We start from the raw sequence: 24807 nt of genomic DNA, 5'->3' as shown, positions 1-24807 counted from the left end.
TAGGGAGAGGGGTGAACCGCCAACCTGTCCGCCTCTCCTCTTCTGGGGGCGAACCTCCTCCCCTCCCGACCATGCCCCCACCCGAGCCCCCGCCATGGCCACCGTCATCCCGCTCGACACGCGCCGCCAGGAACCCCGCTCCCAGGACCCCGCCATGACAGAGGCCCGCGCCTCCACCCGGCCCGCTGTCATCGACATCCGCGGCCTGTCGCTCACCTTCGACACCGCCGACGGGCCGGTGCACGCCCTCTCCAACGTGGACCTCTCCATCGAGAAGGGCGACTTCGTCTCCTTCATCGGCCCGTCCGGCTGCGGCAAGACCACGCTCCTGCGCGTCATCGCGGATCTGGAACAGCAGACCGGCGGCACCATCACGGTCAACGGCACCACGCCGGAGAAGGCGCGCCTTAACCTCGCCTACGGCTACGTCTTCCAGGCGCCCGCCCTCTACCCCTGGCGCTCCATCGCGGCCAACGTGGCCCTGCCGCTGGAGGTCATGGGCCTGCCGAAGGCGGAGCGGATCCGGCGGGTGAAGAAGAACCTCGCCCTCGTCAACCTCGTCAACTTCGAGAAGAAATTCCCCTGGCAGCTCTCGGGAGGCATGCAGCAGCGCGCCTCCATCGCCCGCGCTCTCGCCGTGGAGCCGGACCTCCTCCTGATGGACGAGCCCTTCGGCGCCCTCGACGAGATCGTCCGTGACCATCTGAACGAGCAGCTGCTCCAGCTCTGGGCGAAGACCGAGAAGACCGTCGTCTTCGTCACCCATTCCATCCCGGAGGCGGTCTACCTTTCCACCAAGATCGTCGTCATGAGCCCGCGCCCCGGCCGCATCCACGACATCGTGGAGAGCGACCTGCCGCGCGGCCCGCGCCTGCTCGACATTCGCGAGACGCCGGACTTCCTGAAGATCGCCCACCGGGTCCGCGAGGGCCTGCGCGCCGGCCATTCCTATGCCGACTGAAGCGCTCACGCCCCTCCGCTCCGTGTTCCGGCCGCACCCGGTGGCCCGCTTCATGAACGAGCGGGCGATCCCGGTGCTCACCGTCGTGGCGGCGCTCCTGGCGGTGTGGCTGGCGGCGACCTACCTCCTCAACGTCACCGTCCAGCGCGACGCCTTCGAGCGCGCCGGCACGCCCTACACCGCCCGCACGCTCTTCCTCGCCACCTACCAGATGGAGCGGCCCATCCTGCCGTCGCCGCACCAGGTGGCGCTCGAACTCTGGAAGACGACGGTGGAGACCCCCGTCACCTCCAAGCGCAGCCTCGTCTACCACGGCTGGATCACGCTCTCGTCCACCCTGGTGGGCTTTGCCATCGGCACGCTGCTCGGCATCGTGCTCGCGGTCCTCATCGTCCACAGCCGCACCCTCGACAAGAGCCTGATGCCCTGGATCGTCGCCTCGCAGACCATCCCGATCCTCGCCATCGCGCCCATGATCGTGGTGGTGGCCAACGCCATCGGCGTCACCGGCCTCCTGCCGAAGGCCTTCATCTCCACCTATCTCAGCTTCTTCCCCGTGGCGGTCGGCATGGTCACGGGCCTGCGCTCGCCCGACCGGCTGCACCTCGACCTCATGCGCACCTACACGGCCACGTCGTCCCAGGTGTTCTGGAAGCTCCGCCTCCCGGCCGCCGTGCCCTTTCTCTTCACCTCCATGAAGGTCGGCATCGCGGCCAGCCTCGTCGGCGCCATCGTGGCGGAACTGCCCACCGGCGCCGTCGCGGGCCTCGGCGCCCGGCTCCTCGCCGGCTCCTACTACGGCCAGACCGTGCAGATCTGGTCCGCCCTCTTCGCCGCCGCCCTCATGGCCGCCGTGCTGGTCGCCATCGTCGGCATGCTCGATGGGATCGTCCGCCAGCGCATGGGGATCCGCTCGTGAACGCGCTCCTCGCTCCCTTGCGCGGCGGCGGCGTGCTGCCCTTCCTGGCGCTCGTCGCCGTCTTCCTCGCCTTTCCCTTGCCGGGCGACGCGAACGCCCTCGGCCTCTCCCCCATCCCCCTCGGCGGCCTGACGGCCCTCGTGGTGGTGGCCGCCGCCGCCTTCCTGCGCGGCGCGGAAGCCCTCGGGATCGGCCTCGGCCTCATCGCCTCCTTCGCCGGCGCCGCCCTCCTGATCGACGCCCTGCCGAACGCCCCCATGCCGTCGGGATCCCCCGGCATGAGCCAGGGCTTCTGGTTTGCCCTCATCGCCGTCTGGCTCCTCGCCTGGACGACCGTCGACCGCATTGCCGGCCTCACGCTCCGCCACCCGCTCGCCCGCCGTGCGGCGGATCTTGCCATCCCCGTCCTCTTCGGCGCCTGGCTCCTTATCCTCTGGGAGGTTCTGGTGCGCGGCCTCGGGGTGCCGCCGGTGCTCCTGCCGGCGCCGTCCGCCATCGGGGCGCGGCTTGTCGCCGAGACCGCCACCCTCTGGGCCGACTTCCGCCAGACCTTCCTCCACTCCGTCCTCATCGGCTGGGCGCTCGGCTGCGGCGCCGGCTTCCTCGTCGCCCTCGTGGTCGACCGAGTGCCCTTCCTGAAGAGCGGCCTTCTGCCGGTCGGCAACCTCGTCTCGGCGCTCCCCATCGTCGGCATCGCGCCCATCATGGTCATGTGGTTCGGCTTCGACTGGCCGTCCAAGGCCGCCGTCGTGGTGGTGATGACCTTCTTCCCCATGCTGGTGAACACGCTCGCAGGCCTCGACGCGTCCGGCCGCATGGAGCGCGACCTGATGCGCACCTACGCCGCCGGCCACGGCCAGGAGCTCCTGAAGCTCCGCCTGCCGGCCGCCATGCCGTTCGTCTTCAACGCCCTCAAGATCAACTGCACCCTGGCGCTCATCGGCGCCATCGTGGCGGAGTTCTTCGGCACGCCGACCGTCGGCATGGGCTTTCGCATCTCCACCGAGGTCGGCCGCATGGCGATCGACATGGTGTGGGCCGAGATCGCCGTCGCGGCGCTCGCCGGGTCGCTCTTCTACGCGGCGATCGGGCTCGTCGAGCGGTTCGTCACCTTCTGGCACCCGTCCATGCGCCGCTAAAGGAGCGGGGAGGGGGTCGGCAGATACCGTATCCGGGCGCACCCGCCCGGATGCGCATGCACCCAAGGCGCCGGATCGAGCCGGCGACCGAAGGCACATAAAGAGGGGAAGCACCATGACGACCACACGTGCAATCGCTGCTCTCGGCCTCGTCGCCGGCCTCGTCTCCGGGCCCGCGCTCGCCGCCGATCCCGTCACCATCCAGCTGAAGTGGGTCACCCAGGCCCAGTTCGCCGGCTACTACGTGGCGAAGGACAAGGGCTTCTACGAGGAGGAGGGGCTCGACGTCACCATCAAGGCCGGCGGCCCGGACATCGCCCCGCCGCAGGTGATCGCCGGCGGCGGCGCCGACGTCATCGTCGACTGGATGCCCTCCGCCCTCGCCAGCCGCGAGAAGGGCGTGCCGCTCGTCAACATCGCCCAGCCGTTCAAGCGCTCGGGCATGATGCTGACCTGCCTGAAGGAGACCGGCATCACCAAGCCGGAGGACTTCAAGGGCAAGACCCTCGGCGTCTGGTTCTTCGGCAACGAGTACCCGTTCATGTCCTGGATGGCGACGCTCGGCATCCCGACCACCGGCGGCGCCGACGGCGTCACCGTGCTGAAGCAGGGCTTCAACGTGGATCCGCTGATCCAGAAGCAGGCCGCCTGCATCTCCACCATGACCTACAACGAGTACTGGCAGGTCATCGACGCCGGCTTCAAGCCGGAGGACCTGGTGGTGTTCAAATACGAGGAGCAGGGCGTCGCCACTCTGGAGGACGGCCTCTACGTGATGGAGGACAAGCTCCAGGATCCGGCCTTCGTGGACAAGATGGCCAAGTTCGTCCGCGCCTCCCTCAAGGGCTGGGCCTACGCCCGCGAGAACACCGAGGAGGCCGCCCAGATCGTCCTCGACAACGACGAGACCGGCGCCCAGACCGAGCAGCATCAGGTCCGCATGATGGGCGAGATCAACAAGCTCACCGAGGGCTCCGACGGCACCCTCGACCCGGCCGACTACGAGCGCACCGTGAAGACCCTGCTCGCCGCCGGCGGCGAAGCGCCGGTCATCACCAAGGCCCCGGAAGGCGCCTGGTCGCACGCGGTGACCGACAAGCTGAAGTGATCCGCCGAGGCGGTCGAGGCTCGCTGAAGGCGGAATGCGAGAGCGCTTGTCCTTCCTGACGGAATCGTCAGCTCGACAAGAAATCGCTCCAGATTCAGAAGCCTGGAGCATTCTCTCATCGATCAAGTCGTGCACCTTGATCGGAGAATGCTCTAGGCCGCCCGCTCCCGGCGCGGAGACGCCCCGGAAAGCATGGCCGCAAATCACCATCAGAAAAGCAGGAACGGCCGGGAACAAGAGTCCCGGCCGTTCGCGTTAGGGACATGCGCGATGGCCGATAGACGCAGGCCAGTGCGCCGGACCCTTGTCAGGCTGCCAGGGTCGGTCCGATCGATTACCCCTCTGGCGCCCGTTGGGCGCGAAGGTGCCCGTTAGGCGCGAGGGCTGTCGGGCGGATCGCCCCATCGGATCTGGCGCCGCTTCCGCACCGGCGGACGCGGCCCGGCCTGGACGGGACCGGACCGTGCGTCAAAGACAAGGATACTTCGCACATGACCAAGTCCTACACCGCCATCGTCGCCGTCCTGGTTTCCGCCTTCGTCCTCGCCGCGTGCGACAACACCGTGCGCGGCGTCGGCCGCGACGTCCGTGAGACCGGCCAGGCCGTGGAAGACGTCTCCCAGTAAGGTCCGGATCGCAGCGTCCCGACCTGTCGGGGCGCCGCGCGCGGGCAACCCCGAACGGGCGACGGTCGCCGCGGCCGTCATGCGCGCGAAGGCCGGACGTTTGTCGCCCTTCGCCCGCCGGGTTCAAGATCTTGCGCCGTCTGGAAGGGGCCGCTCCGATCCGGGAGCGCCCCGACCACGGCCACCCTGACCAAGTCTCGCCCTGATGACGTCTCGCCCTCACGAAGGCTCGCCCCGATCCGGGTCGGCCCGCCAGCGTGCGTGTGGTCCCTGACGCAATCGTCAGGTCGATCGAAAATCGCGCGCCAGTCACGCGCCCAGGTCAGAAGTCCGGAGCATTCCCTCGACGATCAGGTCCTTCAACCCGACCGGAGAGTGCGCCAGGGCCTCAAGCCGATCGACGGGCTGAGACCGGTCCGCCGGGAGCCCGTCCCGACGACCGCCTCGCGGCCCTCCGGCCTAGGCGCACCGCTGCGGGCTTCAAGCCGTCACGCCCCGACGCCGACCCAACGGCTGCGGCGCGGAGGCTGTATCATCTGGATCGGTCGGCGGCCCTTCTTGCGTGCCCGCCGACACTTCGTCGTCCGGATCGCCGCGCGAAATATGCGCAAGCGCCCGTCCTCATCGACGCCGCCCCTCCCCAGGTCGGCGGTCAGCGCGCGGCCGCGGACCTGTACTGTACCTGCTCGAAGCTCTGCACCTCCGCCGGCTCGAAGGCGCGGCCGGGCTGCAGAATGACGTACAGTTCACCGAAGAGTTCCATGATGCGGTTCGGCGTGACGCTATAGTAGATCGTCCGGCCGTCGCGGCGGCACGACACCAGGTTGTCGAGACGCAGCCGGGCCAGCTGCTGGGACACGGCCGGTTGCGGAAGTTCCAGGATGCGCTCCAGCTCACCCACGGACTTCTCGCCGCGCGCGAGGAGGCCGACGATCATCAGCCGATGCTCGTGGGAAAGGGCGCGGAGCGTGTCGCTCGCCTTCTTGGCGACGACACCCATGTCGGGGTGCGGTTGGGAGAGCTGAACGTCATGCTGCATCGGACACTCCATAGATGTGCGGCAGGGAAGGGCGCATGCAAGAAATGCTTTTTTCTATGTCTATTTCTGCAAAACTATACGCATTTATTGCAATCAGCAAAGCCCAAAATGCGGCTTGGCGTTTCTTTGGCGTCAAGGCTGACCGGACCAGGGCGCATAAATAAAACTGCGGAGACGGGGAGATGAGGGGATATCGCTTATGCGTCAGCCGGTTAGTCCGACCGTCGACGGCGGCGCCCGGACACGGACAATCGCGGCGGCACTTTCTCCGGTTGGCCCTGCTCGGGCCTGCCGCGGCGGCATGGCCGGGTGTGTCGTTGGCGGCGACCGAACGCTTTGATTCGGAAGTCGCTCTCTTCACAGCCGGGCGACCGGTTCGCGCCGACGGACTCAACCTGGAAGCGCCGCCGGTTGCGGAAAGCGGCTACTCGGTTCCGGTCACCGTCACGTCCGCCGGAACCGGCCCCGATCGTGTGGTGCGCGTGCGCCTGCTCGCCCCGGACAATCCGCTGGTCCGCCTCGCCACGGTCACGGTGGGCGACACCGGCGTCCCGCTTCGCCTCTCCACCCGCATCCGGCTCGCCCGGTCCCAGACCGTCGTGGCGCTCGCCGAGACCGCGGGCGGGCAGGTGCTGCGCGCCGAGGCGGCGATCGCCGTCGTCGTCGGCGGCTGCGGATTCGACCTGCCGCTGGAGCCGGGCTGATGGAGCGCCCCCGTCTGAGGCTGCCCGAGCGTGTGCGGGCCGGCGACGTGGTGCCGGTCCGCGCCCTCCTGATGCACCCGATGGAATCCGGCCTCCGCCTCGGGCCGGACGGCGGCCGCGTCCCGCGCCGGATCGTCTACCGCATCGCCTGCAGCTTCGAGGGCGAACCGCTCCTCGTCATGGACCTGGAGCCCGGCATCGCCGCCAACCCTTACGTGGAGTTCGCCTTTCTCGCCCGCCGCTCCGGCACGCTCACGGTGGTCTACACCGAGGACGGCGGCGCCGAGACCGCCGTGGAGGCCTTCATCGAGGTGGAGGCCTGACGGCCGGCTCAAGGCCGGCGACGGACCGCCAAGACGCTGGCGCCCGTCCGGCATGTGTACGATGATACCGCAAGGCTGGAGCATTCTCCGATCAAGTTGCACGACTTGATCGATGAGAGAATGCTCCAGGCTTTTGAATCTGGAGCGATTTCTTGTCGACCTGACGATTCCGTCAGGTCGACAAGCGCTCTAGCCGACCGGACCGACAAGACCCGGCGGCAAGGGGGAGGATCCATCCATGACCGGGCAACCGGCGAAACGCGGCGTCGCCGCCGTCCTCGGCGCGGCGCTCCTCACCATGCCGGCGGCGGCGGCCGACGATCTGCGGATCGCCTACCTCGCCGCCACCTGCGCCGGCTGCCACGCCCCTCGGGCGGACGCCCCTGCGGATCCCGCCGCCGATTCGCCCATGCCCGCGCTCGCCGGCCGGCCGGCGGACGACACCCTCGCCGCCCTCAAGGCCTACCGCGACGGCCAGCGGCCGAGCGCCGTCATGGCCGCCGCCGTCGCCGGCCTCGACGACGCCACCCTGGCGGCTCTCGCCCGCCACCTGGAGGCGACGTCCCCTCCGAACCGGCCGAATGCCTCCGGCCAGCCCGGAGCCGCCCCATGACCGCCACCCGCCAGCCCTTCACCGCCACCCGCCGCCGCGTCCTCGGCCTTGCCATGCTGGCGACCGGCGTAATGGCGGTATCCGCCCGCGGCGCCACGCCCGCGCCGCCGCGCATCGTCGTCCTCGGCGGCGGGGCAGGGGGCGCGGTCGCGGCCCGCACCGCCAAGCGCCTCGGCGGCGAGGCCGTGTCGGTGACCCTCGTCGAGGCCGCGCCCTCCTACGTCACCTGCTTCTTCTCCAACTGGGTGATCGCGGGCCTTCGCGCCATGGAGGACATCACCCACGGCTACGCGGGTCTGGCCGCCGACGGCATCGCCGTCGTCCACGGCCGCGCCGAGGCCATCGACCGGGACGCCCGCGCCATCCGCCTCGCCACCGGCGAGACCATCCCCTACGACCGCCTCATCCTCGCCCCCGGCATCGCGCTCCGTCACGAGGCCGTGCCCGGCTACTCGGAAGCCGCCGCCCTGACCATGCCGCACGCCTGGAAGGCTGGCCCGCAGACGACGCTCCTCCGGTCCCGGCTGGAGGCCCTCGGCCCCACCGCCTCCATCGTCATGCTGGTGCCGCCCAATCCCTACCGCTGCCCGCCCGGCCCCTACGAGCGCGCCGCCCTGATGGCGCACCGGCTGAAGGCCACCGGCCGCGCCGGCGCCCGCCTCACCATCCTCGACGCCAAGGAGACCTTCTCCAAGCAGGCGCTCTTCCAGGAGGGCTGGGAGCGCCACACCCCGGGCATGGTGCAGTGGCTGCCGCCCTCCGTGCACGGCGGCATCCTCTCCGTCGACCCGGCGACGAACAGCGTGGAGACCGGCCTCGACGTCTTTTCCGGCGACCTCATCACCGTCATCCCGCCTCAGCAGGCCGCGCCGATCGCCGTCGACGCCGGCCTCGCCGACCCGGACGGCTGGTGCCCGGTCGTGCCGGCCGCCATGCGCTCGCCGATGGATTCCTTCGTGCACGTGATCGGCGACGCCGCCAAGGCCGGCGAGATGCCGAAGTCCGCCTTCGCGGCCGCAAGCCAGGGCCGCGTCGCCGCCGTCGCCGTGCTCGCCGACCTCCTCGGCTGGCCGCGCCCGGAGCCGCGCTACTTCAACACCTGCTGGAGCCTGATCGCCCCGGACGACGGCGTGAAGGTCGGCGCGCTCTACGGCGAGAAGGCCGGCGGCATCGCCACCGTAAAGGGCTTCGTCAGCCAGCCCGGCGAGCCCGCCGCCGAGCGCCGCCGCGCCGTCGACGAGGCGGAGAACTGGTACGCCGCCATCACCGCCGAGATGTTCGGCTGACCGGCGGCACCGGACCGTCCGCCCAAACGGAAAGCCCGCCCCGGCGACCGGAGCGGGCTTTCTGAACCGTGACGATCCGCGCCGGCCGCCTTTCGGGCGTGCCGCGACGGGATGGCTTACTGGGTCTTGGAGAAGGTGCCCAGATAGGCGATCACGTCGGCGATCTCTTCTTCCTTCTTCAGGCCGGCGAAGGCCATCTTGTTGCCCTTGGCGAATTCCTTCGGGTTCTTCAGCCAGGCCGAGAGGTTCGCCTCGTCCCACACCTTGCCGGCATCGCCAAGGTCGGTCAGGGCCTTGGAGTACTTGAAGTCCTCCGCGTGCTTGCCGATCGCGGCACCGACCACGTTGTTGAGGTGCGGGCCGACCTTGTTCTTCGCCTCGGGGCCGACGGCGTGGCACGCCGCGCACTTCTTGAAGACCTTTTCGCCATTCGCCGCATCACCGGCCGCCTGGGCGCCCGTCGCGAAGCTGGCGAGGAGCACAGCGGTCAGAACCAAGCTCTTCTTCATGCTAGCCTTCCTTGTCGTTCTCGGACGAACGGTCCGGACCGTTCGCTCCCATGATCCTTATCGCGCACGCCGTATGAACGCACGATGAGCGCGGTGCGCCTTATGGCGCATTGCCGCCCCGCCTGCCGCGACGACCCGCCGGTGACCGGTCACCGGCTGACGACCATCGGGCAAACCCGCACGGGACGTTAGAGTTTGACCGGCACCGGGGCGATGCGAATTTGTGCTGCTGCGTCAAAGCGTCCGCCCCGGTTCAGGCGTCCGTCCGTCCCACTCTGTCATATGGCGCGCGCCCGGTCGCCGTCCATACCGCATATTTGACCGCCGTCCCTCGGCTCTCGCCCGCCGCGATCCGCCGCCCGCCGATGGCTGCGCCCGCCGTCCAACCCGTCGACCCGGTCAGCGGCCGGCTTCGCCCGCGATCGGCCCCTCGTAGGCCGGCAGGGCGCCGGGCGCGATCCCCATCAGCCGGCAGATCAGCCCGGCGACTTCCGGCTGGCGGATGATGCGGCCCGGCTCCACGGCGAACCCCACCGTGTAGAAGGGCACGTCCGTCTCCGTCGGAACCGGCCCGGCGTGGTTGCCGTCGTCGCCCATGCCGTGGTCCGCCATCACGATCACCTGCCGCCCCGTCTCCAGCCATCCCGGCAGGTAGCGGGCGAGGAGGTCGCCCTGGATCCGGGCGGCGTCCCGGTAGCCGGTGCTGGCGCCGCCGTGCTTGTGGCCGGCATCGTCCACATTCATCGGGTGGAGCAGCAGGAAGTCCGGATCGCGCGCGCGGATCAGCCATTCGGCGTCGGCGAACAGGTGGCTGTCCGGGTAACCGTCGCTCCAGTAGAACACCCCGTGGTTGATGTCGCCCGTCCCGTCGAGCAGGATCCGGTCACGGTGCGGATCGAACGGCGTCGACACGTAGAGCTCCGACACCCAGTGATAGGCCGCCGCCGCCGTGGTCCGCCCCGCCGCCCGGCAGCGGGCGAACAGGTTGTCCCCGCGCGAGCGCCGCTGGATCCCGTTCGACACGATGCCGTGGTCCACCGGCGGCCGCCCGGTGAGGAGGGTCTCGTAGAGCGGGCGCGACATGGCCGGCAGCTCGCACGTCACCTTGCGCACGTCCGCGCGCCCGGCCGCCACCAGCCCTTCCAGATAGCCCAGGCACGTGCGCGCCGCGTCGTAGCGCAGCCCGTCCAGCACCACCAGAATCACTTTGCTCATGCCCGTCCCCTCGGCAATCCTGTCCACCGCACCCTGGAGCGCTTGTCGTCCCTGACGGAATCGTCTGGTCGACAAGAAATCGCTCCAGATCCAATGACCTGGAGCATTCTCTCTCCGATCAAGTCGTGCAACTTGATCGGAGAATGCTCTAGCCGGCGAATACCAAAATCCGATGACCGGCGATGCCGGGGCGCACCCCGATCAGCCCCGCGGTCCGCGCTTCCATCTTGCCCTCGCGCCGCCGCGCCCCCATACCTCTGGCAAACGCGCCGTCCGCCGCGACGGACCGCCGCCCGAACCCAAGAAGCCGCATGACGCCCTATCCCGCACACCGGCTCGCCGTCGCCCCGATGATGGACTGGACGGACCGCTGGTGCCGCCTCTTCCACCGGCGCCTCAGCGCGCGGACGCTCCTCTACACCGAGATGGTCACCGCCCCGGCGGTCATCCACGGCGACCGCGCGCGCCTCCTCGGCTTCTCGCCCGAGGAGCAGCCCGTCGCCCTGCAGCTCGGCGGGTCCGACCCCGCCGAGCTTGCCGCCGCCGCCCGGATCGGCGCCGACTTCGGCTATGGCGAGATCAACCTCAACGTCGGCTGCCCGTCCGACCGGGTCCAGTCCGGCCGCTTCGGCGCGTGCCTGATGCAGGAGCCGGCGCTCGTCGCCGACTGCGTCGCCGCCATGCGGGCGGCGGTCCCCGCAACCGTGCCCGTCACCGTCAAGTGCCGCCTCGGCGTCGACGACCAGGACCCGGAGACCGCCCTCGACGCTCTTGCCGACGCGGTGCTCGCCGCCGGTGCGGACGCCCTCTGGGTGCACGCCCGCAAGGCCTGGCTCAAGGGCCTCAGCCCGAAGGAAAACCGCGACATCCCGCCGCTCGACTACGACCGGGTGGTGCGCCTGAAGGCGCGCCTGCCACACGTCTTCGTCGGCATCAACGGCGGTATCGCCGACCTCGACACCGCCGAGGCGCTGCTTGCCCGCGGCCTCGACGGCGTCATGATCGGCCGCGCCGCCTACCACGACCCGTCGATCCTCGCCGCCGCCGACCGCCGCCTCTACGGCGCCCCCGGCCCCGACGCGGATCTCTTCCAGGTGGTGGAGGCCATGCGCGCCCCGATCGCCGCGCACCTGGCCGCCGGCGGCCGCCTCGGCCACGTCACCCGCCACATGCTCGGCCTCTTCCAGGGCCGCCCCGGCGCCCGCGCCTGGCGCCGCATCCTCACCGAAGGCGCCGTCCGCCCCGGCGCCGGCCTGGAAGTCCTCGACCAGGCCCTCGCGGCCCTGACATCCCGCACCCAACCCACCGCCGCGTGAAGGCTTTACGCGGAAGAAAGCGTGGGTGGTCCGCCTCCGCGGACCATGACGTCGGAGGAAAGCGAGGCCGAAGCGGCAAGCGCCAGACCTCGCTCGGCGGCAAGGTCCCCAAGGGCCCCTTCATCCTCCCGCGATCGTCATGGTCCGCGAAGGCGGACCACCCACGCATATCGCACCCCCGGTATCGTCACAGTCCGCGCCGACGGACCCCCCACGCATCCCCACGCGCGCCCCATCCCCATCCCCACGCCGTCATCCCGGCGCACGCCGGGATCCAACCGACGGCGCCGCCATCCGCACCGGCGCGGATGATCCACCAGACGGTTGGGCCCCGGCTTCCGCCGGGGTGACGACCTGGGTTTCCGGTCGGCGCGTTCCCGCGCCCGCCCCCATCCTCCCCCAATCGTCACGGCCCGCGCCCCCCATCCGCCCCGATCGTCATGGTCCGCGCAGGCGGACCACCCACGCATTCCCGCTACCCCCACCCCCACCCCAAATTCTATTTCCCATCACGCCTTTATGCCGTAAGACCCCCCTCGCACCCGGACCGTCGCTCATCTCACCCGGGTTCGACGGCGCGGGCGTCACGGGGCCGCCCGGCCGTGCGTTTCCGTTCGGCGTGCCTCCCTCTCGGTCCTCATGTCCCTCGACAGTCTTTCGCTCGAACTCCTCGAGCTCGCCGCGGCGCTGATTGCCGCCGGGCTCGTGTCCGGCGTGCTCGCCGGCCTCTTCGGCGTCGGGGGCGGGGCCGTGCTGGTGCCGGTGTTCTTCCAGGTGCTGGGCCTTGCCGGGGTGGACGAGGCGGTGCGCATGCACATCTCCATCGCCACCTCCACCGGCATCATCCTGCCGACGGCGATCCGCTCGTTCAAAGCCCATCACGCCCGCGGCGTCGTGGACATGGCGCTCCTCAAAGGCTGGATCGTCTGGATCCCGCTCGGCGTCGTCGCCGCCACGGCGGTCGCCTCGCACCTCTCCAGCGAGGGGCTGCGGCTCGTCTTCGCGGTGATCGCCACCCTCTTCGCGCTCCGCATGATCTTCAACCGCGCGTCCTGGCGCCTCGGCGACGACCTGCCGAAGAGCCCTGTCGTGCGGGCGGCTGTCGGCGCGGTGATCGGCTTCCTGTCGACGCTCATGGGGATCGGCGGCGGCGTCCTCAACAACACCTACATGACGCTCTACGGCCGGCCGATGCACCAGGCCGTCGCCACCTCGTCGGGCGTCGGCGCGCTGATCGCGGTGCCCGGCACCATCGGCTTCATCGTCGCCGGCTGGGGCGTTCCGGGTCTGCCGCCGCTGTCGCTCGGCTACGTGAACCTGATGGGCGTCGCCCTCATCGTGCCGATCACGCTCGTCACCGCGCCGCTCGGCGTGCGGCTTGCCCACGCGCTCCCCAAGCGCCGGCTGGAGATCCTCTTCGGCATCTTCCTCATCCTGGTCGCCGCCCGCTTCATCGTCTCGCTGACCTGAGCGAACCGGCGGCGGCTCCTCAGAGCTGCCCGTTGAACGCCAGATAGCCGACCACCAGCACGAAGGCGACCGCCAGCCAGATCATCGCTTGGCGGAAGCGCGCCATGGCGCCCTTGCGCGTGGCGAACAGGCCTGAGCCGATCACGAGCGCCAGCGCGCCAAGCTGCGCCGTCCGGGCGAAGGTGTCGCTGTCCAGACCGCCCAGGCTGCCGCCGTCGTCGAAGGCGACGAGCACCACCATGGCGGTCAGCACGATGGCGATGCCGACAAGGAGGAACGGCTGTCTCATCGGCGGATTCCAGGCGCTCCGCCCGTGTGCGGACGCCCGGCCCGCGCCGGCAGCACGGCCATCACGGCCAGCCGCTCCGGTTCGCTCATCCGGCTCCAGCCGCCGATCTCGTCGAGCGTCCGCCAGCAGCCGACGCAGAGCCGGCTGACCGGGTCGATGATGCAGGTCTTGACGCAGGGCGTCGAGGCGGTGGTCACGGGTGAGGCTCTCGTCAGGGGGCCGCGGCCGCGCGCGAAGACCGCGCGGGACCGGGCCGGATCCATGCCCATATGGCATCGCACCGGCCCGCACGCCAGACGCCCTTCGTCGCGCCGCCCACGATTTCGCGGCGCAACCCGGCGCCGCCCCGTCCTGCCCTCACGCCAGGAGCCCCACGTAGAAGCCGATCTCGCCCACCTGCTGGGTGGCGCCCAGCACGTCGCCGGTCTGGCCGCCGAGCGTCTTGCGGGCATAGCGCGCCAGCACCATTCCGGCGACCAGCCCGAGCAGCAGCCCGAGCGCCACGCCGCCGAGCCCCGCCGCCGGCAGGGCGAGCGCCGCGAGCCCCGCCCCGAGCAGCGCCGCCACCACGGCCGCCCGTTCGCTCGGCTGTCCGGCCTGGTCGGCGAGCCCGCCCGGCCGGGCCGTCGGCACGAAGGCCCAGACGAGCACCAGCGGCACCCGGCTGGCCGCGCCTGCCGCCAGCACCGCCAGCGCGGCGGCGAGCGGTCCGGCGGCCAGCACAGCCCCGATGGCGGCGGCGCGGAGAATCAGCACCATGGCGAGCGCCGCCGCCCCGAAGCCGCCGATGCGGCTGTCCTTCATGGCCGCCAGCCGCCGCTCGGCCCCGCCGCCCGCGCCGATCCCGTCTGCCGTGTCGGCAAGCCCGTCCTCGTGCAGCGCTCCGGTCGCGAGCAGCCCCGCCGCCGCCACCAGCCCGCCCGCGAGCAGCGCCGGCAGATCGCTCGCCGCCACCACCGCCGCCGTCAGCGCGGCCGGCAGGGCGATCACCGCCCCGGCGAGCGGCAGGAGGGCGCCGGCGTGGCGGAAGTCCGGCAGCCGCGCCGGGTCGTCGCCGGCGCCGAGGCGCGGCACCGGCAGCCGCGACAGGAAGCGCACGATGCCGGCAAGGTCGGTGAGCGCGGCTTGAACGCGCCAGGAGGGCAAGGCGGTGCGGTCGCGCGCGGTCGGCGGCAAGAGTGTTGTCCCGTTTGGATCTGAGGGCGGGTCTCCTGTATAGAACCGCACCCGCGCCGTCGCCACGACCAACGGCCAACGCCCGTCGCATCGCGTGCGCCAGAGAGGATGACACCATGAGCACCATGTCCGGGGGCACCATGTCCGGCCTGCCGTTCGACGACATCCGCGACCTCGTCGCCCGCATGCCCGGCCCGGACGACGGCGCCGTCGCGGCCGTCCGCGCCCGCGACGCCCGGCTCACCAAGCCGGCCGGCTCCCTCGGCCGGCTGGAGGATCTGGCCGAATGGCTCGCCGCCTGGCAGAGCCGCGGCCAGCCCCGGGTCGACCGGCCGGTGGTGTGCATCTATGCGGCCAACCACGGCATCGCGGCGCGGGGCGTCTCGGCCTTCCCGGCGAGCGTCACCCAGCAGATGGTGGACAATTTCGCCGCCGGCGGCGCCGCCATCAACCAGATCTGCCTTGCCTACGACTTCGGCCTGAAGGTGCTCGACCTCGCCCTCGAACACCCGACCCCCGACATCGTGGAGGCCGACGCCTTCGAGGAGGCGGCCTGCGCGGCCACCATCGCGTTCGGCATGGAATCGATCGCCGGCGGCATGGATCTCCTGATCACCGGCGAGATGGGCATCGCCAACACCACGGTCGCCGCCGCCCTCTATCACGCGCTCTACGGCGGCGAGGCGGCCGACTGGGTCGGCCGCGGCACCGGCGTCGACGACGCGGGCCTTGCCCGCAAGGCCGAAGCGGTCGCCGCCGCCGTCGCGCGCATCGGCGCCGTCCGCGATCCGTTGGAGATTTTGCGTCGGCTCGGCGGCCGGGAGATCGCCGCCATGGTGGGCGCCCTCATCGCGGCCCGCTTCGAGCGCGTACCCGTGGTGGTGGACGGCTTCGTCGCCACCGCCGCCGCCGCCATCCTGCACGCCATGGATCCGGCCGCCATCGACCACGTGCTGATCGGCCACGCCTCCGCCGAGCACGCCCACCGGGCCGTCCTCGCCCGCCTCGGCAAGACCCCGCTCCTCGATCTCGGCATGCGCCTCGGCGAAGGCACCGGCGCGGCCCTTGCCGCCAGCCTCGTCCGCACCGCCGCCCTCACCCACGCCGGCATGGCCACCTTCGAACAAGCCGGCGTCGCCGACAAAGCCACCTGACGGACAGCCGCGCCAGAACCCTCTCCCCTTGAGGGAGAGGGCAGGGTGAGGGGTGAACCTCCGCAATCAGCCGAAAGAACCCTCTCCCCTTGAGGGAGAGGGCAGGGTGAGGGGTGAACCTCCCAAGCCAGCCGGAAACACCCGCAACCAGCCGGGCTAACGCCTCACCCCACCGCCCGCCGCATCGGCGCCGGCGCCGGCTGCACCCGGTCCGGGATCGCCGGCATCACCTCCATCACGCGCGCGGCCGGGAAGGTGATCATCGCCTCCGTGCCTTCGCGCAGCTTGGACTTCAGCTCGAACTTGCCGCCGTGCATGGTCATCAGCGCCTTCACGATGGGCAGGCCGAGGCCGGTGCCCTGTTCGGCGGTCTTGATGGCGAGCGAGCCCTGGCCGAAGGCGGAGAGCACGATGGGGATCTCGTCCTCCGGGATGCCCGGCCCGTTGTCGCGGATCGACACATACTGCCCGCCGCCCACGGTCCAGCCCATCTTGATCCAGATCTCGCCGCCCGACGGGGTGAACTTCACCGCGTTGGAGAGGAGGTTCAGGATGATCTGCCGGATCGCCCGCTCGTCGGCCCAGATCTTCGGCAGGTCCGGCTCGAACTGCTGGTGGATGGTGAGGTTCTTGGTCTTCGCCTTCAGCTTCATCAGGTGGTGGCAGTCCTCCGCCACATGGGCGAGGGTCACCGCCTCCTCGTTCAGCTGGTAGCGCCCGGCCTCGATGCGCGAGAGGTCCAGGATCTCGTTGATGAGGTTGAGGAGGTGCTTGCCGGAGTTGTGGATGTCCGTCACATACTCCTTGTAGTGCGCGTTGCCGATCGCCCCGAACACTTCGCCCTGCATGATTTCCGAGAAGCCCAGGATGGCGTTGAGCGGCGTGCGCAGCTCATGGCTCATGGTGGCGAGGAAGCGCGACTTGGCGAGGTTGGCCTCCTCGGCCCGCCGCCGGCTCTCGTCCGAAATGGCGTTCGCCTGCTCCAGCTCGGCGATCAGCGCGTCCTTCTCCGCCCGGAACTCCAGCATGGCGAGGGCGTTCTGGCGCATCCGGAAGGCCAGCACGATGAAGAAGCCTTCCGCGAACACCACGAACACCGCGATGGTCAGCGACAGGAAGTCGCCCACGAGCGCGAAGCTCGCCCCGCCGAGCAGCGTGATCGGCAGCGTTCCGCCGATCACCGCCTTCGGCAGGTTGCTGCCCACCATGGCGATCACCGCCACGGAGAGGAGGATGGTGCCGAACTGCAGCACCGCCGCCTGATCGCGCAGCTCCGAGGGGATCACGAAGAGGGCGCCGAAGACGATGCCGAACAGCACCTCGCCGATGGTGAACTGGCGCTGCCAGCGCTGCAGGTTCACGTCCGTCGCAGGCTGCGACACGAAGCGCCGGTAGGTCAGCCCGTTCAGCGCGTGGATGCCGAACGCCACCGCGCCCCAGGCGGCCAGCGCCTCCACGGGCACGAAGTAGATGCTGCTGTAGCCGACCGCCAGCACCATGATGGCGATCGCCAGCCACGCCGCCATGCGGTTGCGCGCATAGCCGAGCAGCACCTCGTAGTCGAAGGCCGGCCGGGTGCCGGTGGTCGACGACAGCCGCTCGCGCACGGTCTTGACGGTGCGCGAAACCTCGCGGCGACGATCGGCCTTGCGGCGATTCATCTCCGTGCGTTCCGCTGTCCGTCCGATGGGCGTGTCGTTCATGCGCGCGTGCGGGCCTTGAGGATGCGCCGGGAAGCCGGCGAACGGGAACCGCGCCAGCCTGCAAACCCTACGGCGGTTTCCTTAAGCCGGGGTGTCCATTCATGGTTAAGCCCCGTTAACCGCCCCGTTCCGGCCGTGCCGCGAGGGTCGGCGCGTTGACTTTCGCCTCGGCGCGAAGCAACACTGCTTGGAATAAAATTCCCTCATCCGCCGATCCCGACGGTGCCCGTTGGAACACGGTCCTACCGCCCCGCCACCGCTCCGGCCCGCCCGATGATCGACCGCCCCCTGACCGCCCGCCCCCTGACCGCGCACCCCTTGATCGCCCACTCCATGACCGCCCACCCCTTGATCGCCCGCCCATGATCGACCGTCTCGACCGCAAGATCCTCTCCATCCTCCAGGAGGATGCCACCATCCCGGTCGCCGAGATCGGCAAGCGCGTGGGTCTCTCCACCACGCCCTGCTGGCGCCGCATCCAGAAGCTGGAGGAGGACGGCGTCATCCAGCGCCGGGTGGCGGTGCTCGACCCGAAGAAGATCAACGCCAAGGTCTGCGTCTTCGTGGCCATCACCACGAACCAGCATTCCGAGGAATGGCTGAAGCGCTTCGCCGAACTGATCCGCGACTTCCCCGAGGTGGTCGAGTTCTACCGCATGAGCGGCCAGGTCGATTATCTCCTCCGCGTCGTCGTGCCCGACATCGAGGCCTACGACGCCTTCTACAAGAAGCTCATAGCCCGCATCGACATCTCCGACGTGTCGTCCTCCTTCGCCATGGAGCAGATCAAGTACACCACGGCTCTCCCTCTGAGCTTCGTCCCACTGGAAAAGGACAAGGGCACCTGAGGTGAGGGGGAGGAAGCCTGGCGACGTGACACGCGACGTCCGCCGCCTCACCCCACCCCCAGCCACCCCACCCCGGCCGCTCCGCGTCCGACCCGCCGCGAACCCATCATCGCTCCGCGCGCCCGTTATCCCCACGCGAGAGCCCGTCATCCCTCCGCGCGCCCGTCATCCCGACGCGCGAGCCCGTCATCCCTCCGCGCCCGTCATCCCGACGCGCGCCCGTCATCCCGACGAAAGTCGGGATCCAGCCGACGCCCCTGCCCACCCCACCGGCGCGGATCCGTCCTCCGTCTGTTGGGCCCCGGTTTTCACCGGGGTGACGGGTGGGAGAACCGACGGCACCCCGTCCGCGCGGGGTCGCCTGCCTGCAACCCCCCAACATCCCCAACATCCCCAACATCCTCAACATCGTCATGGTCCGGTTCATCCGGACCACCCACGCATTCCACCGACCCCAAAGCGTGGCTGGTCCGCCTCCGCGGACCATGACGATCTCTGCGAACGGTCAACCGCCCCCCCCCCAACCCCCACCCCCCCACGCTCTTCCCCCAAAGCACCCCCACCCCACCCCTTCAAATCCCTCGCCCGCAACGTTAGATTACCCCCAAGCCCCTCACGGGGCGGAACGAGCGCGGGCGCGGCGGGTTGGCCGGAGACACGCGCCGACGGGAAGGACAGGGCTTCATGGATATCGCCGAACCGCTGCGGCAGGGGACGTCGCTGATCGACCCCTTCGGCCGGCACGTATCCTATCTGCGCGTTTCGGTCACGGACCGCTGTGACTTCCGCTGCGTCTACTGCATGGCCGAGGACATGACCTTCCTGCCCAAGAAGGACATCCTCACCCTGGAGGAGCTCGATCGGCTCTGCACCGCCTTCGTGTCGCGCGGCGTCCGGAAGCTGCGCATCACCGGCGGCGAGCCCCTGGTGCGGCGGGACATCATGCAGCTCTTCCGCCGCCTGTCGCGCCATCTGGCATCGGGCGCCCTGGAGGAACTCACCCTCACCACCAACGGCTCGCAGCTCGCCCGCTACGCGGCCGAACTCGCCGACTGCGGCGTCAAGCGCATCAACGTGTCGGTGGACACGCTCGACCCGGTGAAGTTCCACGCCATCACCCGCTGGGGCGATCTCTCCAAGGTCCTCACCGGCCTCGATGCCGCCGCCAAGGCCGGCCTCGAGGTGAAGATCAACGCGGTGGCCCTCAAGGGCGTCAACGAGGACGAAATCGACCACATGCTCGTCTGGTCGCACGAGCGCGGCTACGACCTCACCCTGATCGAGACCATGCCGCTCGGCGACATCGACGGCGACCGCACCGACCAGTACCTGCCCTTGAGCCGCGTCCGCGCCAGCCTGATGGACCGCTTCACCCTGGAGGACATCCCCTACAAGACGGGCGGTCCGGCCCGCTACGTACGGGTGAAGGAGACCGGCGGGCGCCTCGGCTTCATCACGCCGCTCACCCACAATTTTTGCGAAAGCTGCAATCGGGTCCGCGTCACCTGCACCGGCACGCTCTTCATGTGCCTCGGCCAGGAGGACGCCGCCGATCTCCGCGCCCCGCTCCGCGCCTCCGAGGGCGACGACCTCCTCCACGCCGCCATCGACGAGGCCATCGGCCGCAAGCCCAAGGGCCACGATTTCGTGATCGACCGCGTCCGCGCCGCCCCGGCGGTCGGCCGCCACATGTCCGTCACCGGCGGCTGACGCGCGGGAGCGGGCGCGTGAATACGGCGCTGCCGTAGGCAGCACAGTGTAGCGGCGAAAAATGTTTGCTGGACGCTCCAAGTCAGCTCTGAACAAGCGGCACGTTGGGACGCGGGCATTGAAGCAAACGTGGAAAACCTAACAGCCGGTGCGCACTTCCTTGACGCTTTCGATCGACAAGCCTCAGGATGTTGCCTGGTTTCGCTGCAACCGATGATTCGGCGTGACTATGCGGAAAAGACCAGGGGTTAGGAGCCCTGGTCTTCCCGTATACCCGCAACCGCCTGGAAAGCAATGCGGGAAGTCGCTCTGTTAGAAGCACCTTACTTAGGGTGTGGAATCGACTTCCTGTCAATGCTCTCGTAGGCGCCATAAGGAAGTCCTTATATGGCTGAGAGCTATGAAGTTAAGTGCCATCGCCCGGATGGGACCGACCCCGATCAGCGTATCGATGGGCTTGGCGGTCCTTCAGGAGGAGGGTGGTACCGCGAGATCGATACCTTGATCCACGGTATTGAAACCGGCGCTTACCGCCTCTGGACAACGACACCAGAAAACAAGTTCGCTTGGGTGGTGGTCGCCGCGAGATCAAACGGCCGAAAGTACCTGAAAACAGAAGCCGACGGAGTCGAGCCCAACAACCTCCTAAAGCTTCCTCGCTGTCCATAACCAACGACGAAGAGCGATCCCGCTTATCATCTGTGTATCGGGCGCGAGAAATCACTCGCGCCCACCCCTGATAAGCTGCGATACATGTGTTCTAGACATGTAGTATTGAACGTTACTACGATAATGTGCTCCTGTGTGGAATTCTGCTTCTACGATTAAGTGTCGCTGCGATCCTTGGCCTTCCGACCCATTGTGGTGCCCGAAACAGCCCGCCCTCGCGCAAACTTCCGATCTTGTCCAGACGGGCGCAAACGACGAAGGTGCGCCCGGCCGGCCGCCGCTGCGTCGGCCCCTGACGCGGACAGCTCGCCGCGGCATCCCACCATCGGTATCCGTTGCCTCCCGTGTCCTCCTCCTCATCCGCGTCGCCGCCGTCCCCCTCGTCCGATTTCCGCGACAACGTCCGCGGCATCCTGGCGATGCTCGTCTGCTGCCTCTGCTTCATTCTCAACGACACCCTGGTGAAGGCGGCCGGCGAGACGCTGCCGCTCGGGCAGGTCATCTTCTGGCGCGGCGTCGCCTCGGTGGTGTTCGTCGGCGTGGCCGCCGTCTGGTTCGGCGCCCTGCGCAACGCCCGTCAGCATCTCTCCGCCGCCCTCGGCCTCCGGATCTTCGGCGAGGTGGCGGCGACACTCCTCTATCTCTCCGCGCTCCTCCACATCCCGATCGCCGTCGGCAGCACCATCGCCCAGGCGGCGCCCCTGATGATCACCGCGGCCGGCGCCGTCTTCCTCGGCGAGAAGGTGGGCTGGCGCCGCTGGACCGCCGTGCTCGTCGGCTTTCTCGGCATCCTCATCATCGTCCGGCCGGGCGCGGAGGGCTTCGGCATCTGGTCGCTGATGGCGCTCGCCTCCGTCGGCCTCGTCGTCCTCCGCGACCTGATGACCCGCCGCATCCCGGCGTCCACGCCCACGCTCTTCATCACCGCCACCACGGCCTTCGCCGTCATGGTGTCCGGCGCCGGCATGGCGCTCGGCGAGGAGTGGCGGCTGATGACCGGCCACGAGGCGCTGCTCACCCTCGGCAGCGGCCTCTTCCTCATCGGCGGCTTCATCTTCATCATCATCGCCATGCGCAGCGGCGACGTCTCCATCGTGTCGCCCTTCCGCTATTCCTTCATCGTCTACGCCATCGTCATCGGCTATCTGGTCTGGGGCGACGTGCCCGACGGGCCGACCCTCCTCGGCATCGCCATCGTGGTGGGGGCGGGGGTCTATACGTTCCTGCGCGAACGCCAGCTCCACCTGAAGACCAGCATGGCCGCCGCCGCCGAGCCCGGGCCGGCGGGCGCCCTGCCGCGCGATCCCGCCAACCCGCGCCCCGGCGTCGTCCGCCCGTCCGAGGAGACGCCCGTTGGCTGACCGGCCCGAGCCTGCTCTCGCCGTCGACGGCGCGGCCCTGCCGCCGTCGCGCCGGCCGCACATCCTGCTCCTGGTCGCCATGGCGGCGGTCAACGCGGTCGCCATCAACATCTACATGCCGTCGATGCCCCGCCTCGCCGAGGCCTTCGACACCACCTACGCCAAGGTCCAGCTCACCCTCTCGCTCTACCTGCTGGCGACCGGGCTCGCCCAGGTGATCGTCGGCCCCCTGTCGGACCGCTACGGCCGCCGGCCGGTGGCAATCGGCGGCTTCGCCCTTTTCACCGTCGGTTCGGCCCTCGCCCTCGTCGCCCCCTCCATCGAGGTGATGATCGCCGCCCGCATCCTCCAGGGCGCCGGCGGCTGCACCGGCATGGCCCTGTCGCGGGCGATCGTCCGCGACATCTACGACCGCGACCGCGCCGCCTCCATGATCGGCTATGTCACCATGGGCATGTCGGTCGCCCCCATGGTGGCGCCGCTGATCGGCGGGGTGCTGCAGGAGGTGGCCGACTGGTGGGCGAGCTTCGCCGTGCTCGTGGTGTTCGGCGCCGGCATCCTCGTCGCCACCATCCTCGGCCTTCACGAGACGAACCCGAACGTCGGGCGCACTATCACCGCCCGCGAACTGGTCGCCCAGTGGGGCGCCCTCGGCCGGTCGCGGCTCTTCTGGGGCTATGTGTGCGTCTCCACCTTCGCCTCGGCGGTCTACTTCGCCTTCCTCGGCGGCGCGCCCTACGTGGTGTCGGTGCTGATGCATGTCTCGCCGGCCATGTACGGCGTCTACTTCCTCACCGTCTCCGGCGGCTATCTCGTCGGCAACTTTCTCTCCGGCCGCTACGCCGCCCGCTACGGCGTCGCCCTCTTCATCACCGGCGGCAACCTCCTGCAACTTTTGAGCGTACTCGCCATGGCGCTGCTGTTCGCTGCAGGCATCATGCATCCGATGGCGCTGTTCGGCCCCATGGTGGGCATCGCCGTTGCCAACGGCATCACCCTGCCGTCGGCCATCGCCGGCGCGGTCAGCGTCCGGCCGGACCTTGCCGGCGCCGCCTCCGGTCTCGCCGGCAGCTTCCAGATGGGGGTGGGCGCCGGGGCGAGCGCCCTTGCCGGGGCGCTCCTCATCACCGTCTGGACCGGAACGCCCTTCGCCATGGTGGTCATCATGGCCGTCGCGGCGGTGCTGAGCCTCCTCGCCGGCATAGCCGTCCGCCGCGCCGGCTGACCGTCGGCTACAATACGGCTACACCCGGCGACAAGCCGCTACATGGCATCCGCCAAGCCCCTACAGGCCCGGCTACAAGCCGCTACAGACCCGCTCCAAACCGCGACAGATTATCCCCGATCGTCACTCGATGACGATGCGCGGCGCCGCCCGCCGCACCGGCGTCTCGCCCGTCAGCGTCTGCCACACCGAGGCGGCGATCGACCTGTACACCGCCGCGTGCGGCCCATCCGGCTCCGTCGCCACCACCGGCAGGCCGGCGTCCGAGGTCTCGCGGATCTTTAGTTCCAGCGGCACCTCGCCGAGGAAGGGCACGCCGATCCGGTCCGCCTCGTGCCGGGCACCGCCGTGGCCGAACACGTCGGACCGCCCGCCGCAGTGCGGACAGACGAAATAGCTCATGTTTTCAACGATCCCGAGCACCGGGACCTCGACCTTCTTGAACATGGCGACGCCCCGGCGCGCGTCGATCAGCGCCAGATCCTGCGGCGTGGAGACGATCACCGTGCCGGCCAGCGGCACCTGCTGGGCCATCGTCAGCTGCGCGTCGCCGGTGCCGGGCGGCATGTCGACGATCAGCACGTCGAGATCGCCCCAGGCAACCTCCCGCAGCATCTGCGTAATGGCCGAGACCACCATCGGCCCGCGCCAGATCATCGGCGTCTCTTCTTCCACCAGGAAGCCGATCGACATGACCTTCAGGCCGTAATTCTCCATCGGCTTCAGGATCCGCCCTTCGACGACTTGCGGCCGGCCGGAAAGACGCATCAGCCGCGGCACCGACGGCCCGTAGATGTCGGCGTCCAGGATGCCGACCCGCTGGCCGTTGGCCGCCAGTCCGAGGGCGAGGTTGACGGCGGTCGTCGACTTGCCGACGCCGCCCTTGCCGGACGCCACCGCCACGATGAAGCGCACCCCCGGCACCCCCGGCTTCTGCGCCTGCCCGCCGCCCGGCGCATGGGAGTGTCCGTGCGAATGCCCGTGCCCGTGGTCCTGCCCGCCGCCCTTCGGGGCCGGCGCCGCCGCCGGCCGGGCGCCCGGCTTCACGTCGGCGGTGAGCGCCACCATCGCCCGCTCCACCCCGGCGATCGCCTTCACGGCGGTCTCAACGTCCCGGCGAAAACCCTCCAGTTCCCGTGCCTTATCGGCCGGAACCGTCAGCGAGAACATCACCCGCCCGTCGTTGACGAAAATGTCCGACACCATGCCGCTCGTCACGATGTCCCCTCCGGAGAGCGGATCGCGGATCCGCTTCAGCTCCGAAAGCACGTCAGTCTTGCTCGGCCCGGCCATTGTCAACTCCGTCCATCTCTTCCCTCCCTAGCTATGCCCTCGGCGCCGGTCGGTCAACGCGGCCGGGCCGCGCGGGGCGCGGCCGGATCAAGGTCGGCGCAAGCCAGCGGCCGCAGGCTGCCGGCGAGCCTGCGGCGCCCCGACCCGGCGC

25 protein-coding genes are annotated in these 24807 nt (G+C 69.8%); 17 read left to right on the top strand and 8 right to left on the bottom strand.

All coding sequences use genetic code 11. From position 1 onward, the window contains the following. The first annotated feature begins 154 nt into the window (after positions 1 to 154). The 5 genes from BUQ68_RS18450 (at position 155) to BUQ68_RS18430 (ending at position 4753) form a co-directional block, all read left to right on the top strand. A complete protein-coding gene (locus BUQ68_RS18450) occupies positions 155 to 961 on the top strand; it encodes an ABC transporter ATP-binding protein (RefSeq protein WP_075217525.1) in 807 nt (268 codons plus the stop codon). After that, on the top strand, positions 951 to 1880 hold the full coding sequence (locus BUQ68_RS18445; RefSeq protein ID WP_425349552.1) for an ABC transporter permease: 930 nt from the start codon (positions 951 to 953) through the stop codon (positions 1878 to 1880). Before BUQ68_RS18450 ends, BUQ68_RS18445 begins: the two co-directional genes overlap by 11 nt. Further along, positions 1877 to 3019, top strand: a complete 1143-nt coding sequence (locus BUQ68_RS18440) for an ABC transporter permease (protein WP_425349551.1) — start codon at positions 1877 to 1879, stop codon at positions 3017 to 3019. Before BUQ68_RS18445 ends, BUQ68_RS18440 begins: the two co-directional genes overlap by 4 nt. Positions 3020 to 3134: 115 nt before the next feature. Beyond that, the gene (locus tag BUQ68_RS18435; protein WP_075217484.1) at positions 3135 to 4127 is read left to right on the top strand and encodes an ABC transporter substrate-binding protein; all 993 of its coding nucleotides are present in this window, start codon (positions 3135 to 3137) and stop codon (positions 4125 to 4127) included. A gap of 491 nt (positions 4128 to 4618) precedes the next feature. After that, on the top strand, positions 4619 to 4753 hold the full coding sequence (locus tag BUQ68_RS18430; RefSeq protein WP_075217483.1) for an entericidin A/B family lipoprotein: 135 nt from the start codon (positions 4619 to 4621) through the stop codon (positions 4751 to 4753). A 652-nt stretch (positions 4754 to 5405) separates the two neighbouring features. Here BUQ68_RS18430 and BUQ68_RS18425 read toward each other — a convergent pair. Further along, positions 5406 to 5792: an ArsR/SmtB family transcription factor gene (locus BUQ68_RS18425; protein WP_075217482.1), complete on the bottom strand. Its 387-nt coding sequence runs from the start codon at positions 5790 to 5792 to the stop codon at positions 5406 to 5408. 317 nt (positions 5793 to 6109) lie between these two features. Here BUQ68_RS18425 and BUQ68_RS18420 point away from each other — a divergent pair, with 317 nt between their 5' ends. The 4 genes from BUQ68_RS18420 (at position 6110) to BUQ68_RS18405 (ending at position 8718) form a co-directional block, all read left to right on the top strand. Next, the gene (locus BUQ68_RS18420; RefSeq protein WP_175577856.1) at positions 6110 to 6496 is read left to right on the top strand and encodes a thiosulfate oxidation carrier protein SoxY; all 387 of its coding nucleotides are present in this window, start codon (positions 6110 to 6112) and stop codon (positions 6494 to 6496) included. Further along, complete coding sequence (locus BUQ68_RS18415) at positions 6496 to 6819, top strand: thiosulfate oxidation carrier complex protein SoxZ (protein ID WP_075217480.1); 324 nt, start codon at positions 6496 to 6498, stop codon at positions 6817 to 6819. Before BUQ68_RS18420 ends, BUQ68_RS18415 begins: the two co-directional genes overlap by 1 nt. Positions 6820 to 7057: 238 nt before the next feature. Then, entirely contained in the window at positions 7058 to 7432 is a 375-nt protein-coding gene (locus BUQ68_RS18410; protein ID WP_075217479.1) for a c-type cytochrome, read from the top strand. After that, positions 7429 to 8718 (top strand): NAD(P)/FAD-dependent oxidoreductase, encoded by a 1290-nt coding sequence (locus BUQ68_RS18405; RefSeq protein WP_075217478.1) that lies wholly within the window; start codon positions 7429 to 7431, stop codon positions 8716 to 8718. Before BUQ68_RS18410 ends, BUQ68_RS18405 begins: the two co-directional genes overlap by 4 nt. Positions 8719 to 8834: 116 nt before the next feature. Here BUQ68_RS18405 and BUQ68_RS18400 read toward each other — a convergent pair whose 3' ends face one another. Beyond that, on the bottom strand, positions 8835 to 9227 hold the full coding sequence (locus tag BUQ68_RS18400) for a c-type cytochrome (RefSeq protein WP_075217477.1): 393 nt from the start codon (positions 9225 to 9227) through the stop codon (positions 8835 to 8837). Between the two features lie 399 nt (positions 9228 to 9626). Next, positions 9627 to 10442 (bottom strand): alkaline phosphatase family protein, encoded by an 816-nt coding sequence (locus tag BUQ68_RS18395; protein WP_075217476.1) that lies wholly within the window; start codon positions 10440 to 10442, stop codon positions 9627 to 9629. 311 nt (positions 10443 to 10753) lie between these two features. Between BUQ68_RS18395 and dusA the strand changes: the two genes are divergently transcribed. Together dusA and BUQ68_RS18385 are read left to right on the top strand one after the other, a co-directional pair. Beyond that, on the top strand, positions 10754 to 11758 hold the full coding sequence (gene dusA / locus BUQ68_RS18390) for a tRNA dihydrouridine(20/20a) synthase DusA (protein ID WP_075217475.1): 1005 nt from the start codon (positions 10754 to 10756) through the stop codon (positions 11756 to 11758). A 639-nt stretch (positions 11759 to 12397) separates the two neighbouring features. Then, positions 12398 to 13228 (top strand): sulfite exporter TauE/SafE family protein, encoded by an 831-nt coding sequence (locus BUQ68_RS18385; RefSeq protein ID WP_075217474.1) that lies wholly within the window; start codon positions 12398 to 12400, stop codon positions 13226 to 13228. Between the two features lie 19 nt (positions 13229 to 13247). On the opposite strand, the gene BUQ68_RS18380 is transcribed toward BUQ68_RS18385, so the two are convergent. The 3 genes from BUQ68_RS18380 to BUQ68_RS18370 all read right to left on the bottom strand — a co-directional run bounded on the left by BUQ68_RS18380 (position 13248) and on the right by BUQ68_RS18370 (position 14693). Continuing rightward, positions 13248 to 13517 carry a hypothetical protein gene (locus tag BUQ68_RS18380; RefSeq protein WP_075217473.1) on the bottom strand — a complete coding sequence of 90 codons (270 nt, stop codon included), beginning with the start codon at positions 13515 to 13517 and terminating at the stop codon, positions 13248 to 13250. Continuing rightward, the gene (locus BUQ68_RS18375; protein WP_245293312.1) at positions 13514 to 13714 is read right to left on the bottom strand and encodes a DUF1289 domain-containing protein; all 201 of its coding nucleotides are present in this window, start codon (positions 13712 to 13714) and stop codon (positions 13514 to 13516) included. The genes BUQ68_RS18380 and BUQ68_RS18375 overlap by 4 nt, the downstream gene beginning before the upstream one ends. Positions 13715 to 13874: 160 nt before the next feature. Next, the gene (locus BUQ68_RS18370) at positions 13875 to 14693 is read right to left on the bottom strand and encodes an adenosylcobinamide-GDP ribazoletransferase (protein WP_175577855.1); all 819 of its coding nucleotides are present in this window, start codon (positions 14691 to 14693) and stop codon (positions 13875 to 13877) included. Between the two features lie 116 nt (positions 14694 to 14809). Between BUQ68_RS18370 and cobT the strand changes: the two genes are divergently transcribed. Then, positions 14810 to 15847, top strand: a complete 1038-nt coding sequence (gene cobT, locus BUQ68_RS18365) for a nicotinate-nucleotide--dimethylbenzimidazole phosphoribosyltransferase (RefSeq protein WP_083656696.1) — start codon at positions 14810 to 14812, stop codon at positions 15845 to 15847. Between the two features lie 164 nt (positions 15848 to 16011). Here the strand turns inward: cobT and BUQ68_RS18360 are convergent, their stop codons facing one another. Continuing rightward, positions 16012 to 17508 carry a sensor histidine kinase gene (locus BUQ68_RS18360; RefSeq protein ID WP_245293311.1) on the bottom strand — a complete coding sequence of 499 codons (1497 nt, stop codon included), beginning with the start codon at positions 17506 to 17508 and terminating at the stop codon, positions 16012 to 16014. A 407-nt stretch (positions 17509 to 17915) separates the two neighbouring features. Here BUQ68_RS18360 and BUQ68_RS18350 point away from each other — a divergent pair, with 407 nt between their 5' ends. The 5 genes from BUQ68_RS18350 (at position 17916) to BUQ68_RS18330 (ending at position 23363) form a co-directional block, all read left to right on the top strand. Then, on the top strand, positions 17916 to 18398 hold the full coding sequence (locus BUQ68_RS18350; protein WP_483428771.1) for an Lrp/AsnC family transcriptional regulator: 483 nt from the start codon (positions 17916 to 17918) through the stop codon (positions 18396 to 18398). Between the two features lie 684 nt (positions 18399 to 19082). Next, positions 19083 to 20108 carry a GTP 3',8-cyclase MoaA gene (gene moaA, locus BUQ68_RS18345; protein WP_075217469.1) on the top strand — a complete coding sequence of 342 codons (1026 nt, stop codon included), beginning with the start codon at positions 19083 to 19085 and terminating at the stop codon, positions 20106 to 20108. Positions 20109 to 20495: 387 nt separating this feature from the next. Continuing rightward, on the top strand, positions 20496 to 20777 hold the full coding sequence (locus BUQ68_RS18340) for a DUF3892 domain-containing protein (protein WP_075217468.1): 282 nt from the start codon (positions 20496 to 20498) through the stop codon (positions 20775 to 20777). A gap of 344 nt (positions 20778 to 21121) precedes the next feature. Further along, on the top strand, positions 21122 to 22138 hold the full coding sequence (locus BUQ68_RS18335) for a DMT family transporter (RefSeq protein WP_210215660.1): 1017 nt from the start codon (positions 21122 to 21124) through the stop codon (positions 22136 to 22138). After that, positions 22131 to 23363: a multidrug effflux MFS transporter gene (locus BUQ68_RS18330; RefSeq protein ID WP_075217466.1), complete on the top strand. Its 1233-nt coding sequence runs from the start codon at positions 22131 to 22133 to the stop codon at positions 23361 to 23363. The genes BUQ68_RS18335 and BUQ68_RS18330 overlap by 8 nt, the downstream gene beginning before the upstream one ends. Positions 23364 to 23486: 123 nt before the next feature. Here the strand turns inward: BUQ68_RS18330 and BUQ68_RS18325 are convergent, their stop codons facing one another. After that, positions 23487 to 24656 (bottom strand): Mrp/NBP35 family ATP-binding protein, encoded by a 1170-nt coding sequence (locus BUQ68_RS18325; protein WP_075217465.1) that lies wholly within the window; start codon positions 24654 to 24656, stop codon positions 23487 to 23489. Positions 24657 to 24807: the final 151 nt, after the last annotated feature.

The sequence above is a fragment of the Mongoliimonas terrestris genome (assembly GCF_001927285.1).
Taxonomy (GTDB): Bacteria; Pseudomonadota; Alphaproteobacteria; order Rhizobiales; family Pleomorphomonadaceae; genus Chthonobacter; species Chthonobacter terrestris.
The sequence above is the reverse complement of the archived record's forward strand: the minus strand, read 5'-3'. Positions and strand labels throughout refer to the sequence as shown.

Coding starts and splice junctions, on each gene's coding strand:
- BUQ68_RS18450 (WP_075217525.1), top strand. CDS start 155: ATGACAGAGGCCCGCGCCTCCACCCGGCCCGCTGTCATCGACATCCGC.
- BUQ68_RS18445 (WP_425349552.1), top strand. CDS start 951: ATGCCGACTGAAGCGCTCACGCCCCTCCGCTCCGTGTTCCGGCCGCAC.
- BUQ68_RS18435 (WP_075217484.1), top strand. CDS start 3,135: ATGACGACCACACGTGCAATCGCTGCTCTCGGCCTCGTCGCCGGCCTC.
- BUQ68_RS18430 (WP_075217483.1), top strand. CDS start 4,619: ATGACCAAGTCCTACACCGCCATCGTCGCCGTCCTGGTTTCCGCCTTC.
- BUQ68_RS18425 (WP_075217482.1), bottom strand. CDS start 5,792: ATGCAGCATGACGTTCAGCTCTCCCAACCGCACCCCGACATGGGTGTC.
- BUQ68_RS18415 (WP_075217480.1), top strand. CDS start 6,496: ATGGAGCGCCCCCGTCTGAGGCTGCCCGAGCGTGTGCGGGCCGGCGAC.
- BUQ68_RS18410 (WP_075217479.1), top strand. CDS start 7,058: ATGACCGGGCAACCGGCGAAACGCGGCGTCGCCGCCGTCCTCGGCGCG.
- BUQ68_RS18405 (WP_075217478.1), top strand. CDS start 7,429: ATGACCGCCACCCGCCAGCCCTTCACCGCCACCCGCCGCCGCGTCCTC.
- BUQ68_RS18400 (WP_075217477.1), bottom strand. CDS start 9,227: ATGAAGAAGAGCTTGGTTCTGACCGCTGTGCTCCTCGCCAGCTTCGCG.
- BUQ68_RS18395 (WP_075217476.1), bottom strand. CDS start 10,442: ATGAGCAAAGTGATTCTGGTGGTGCTGGACGGGCTGCGCTACGACGCG.
- dusA (WP_075217475.1), top strand. CDS start 10,754: ATGACGCCCTATCCCGCACACCGGCTCGCCGTCGCCCCGATGATGGAC.
- BUQ68_RS18385 (WP_075217474.1), top strand. CDS start 12,398: ATGTCCCTCGACAGTCTTTCGCTCGAACTCCTCGAGCTCGCCGCGGCG.
- BUQ68_RS18380 (WP_075217473.1), bottom strand. CDS start 13,517: ATGAGACAGCCGTTCCTCCTTGTCGGCATCGCCATCGTGCTGACCGCC.
- cobT (WP_083656696.1), top strand. CDS start 14,810: ATGAGCACCATGTCCGGGGGCACCATGTCCGGCCTGCCGTTCGACGAC.
- BUQ68_RS18360 (WP_245293311.1), bottom strand. CDS start 17,508: ATGAATCGCCGCAAGGCCGATCGTCGCCGCGAGGTTTCGCGCACCGTC.
- moaA (WP_075217469.1), top strand. CDS start 19,083: ATGGATATCGCCGAACCGCTGCGGCAGGGGACGTCGCTGATCGACCCC.
- BUQ68_RS18340 (WP_075217468.1), top strand. CDS start 20,496: ATGGCTGAGAGCTATGAAGTTAAGTGCCATCGCCCGGATGGGACCGAC.
- BUQ68_RS18325 (WP_075217465.1), bottom strand. CDS start 24,656: ATGGCCGGGCCGAGCAAGACTGACGTGCTTTCGGAGCTGAAGCGGATC.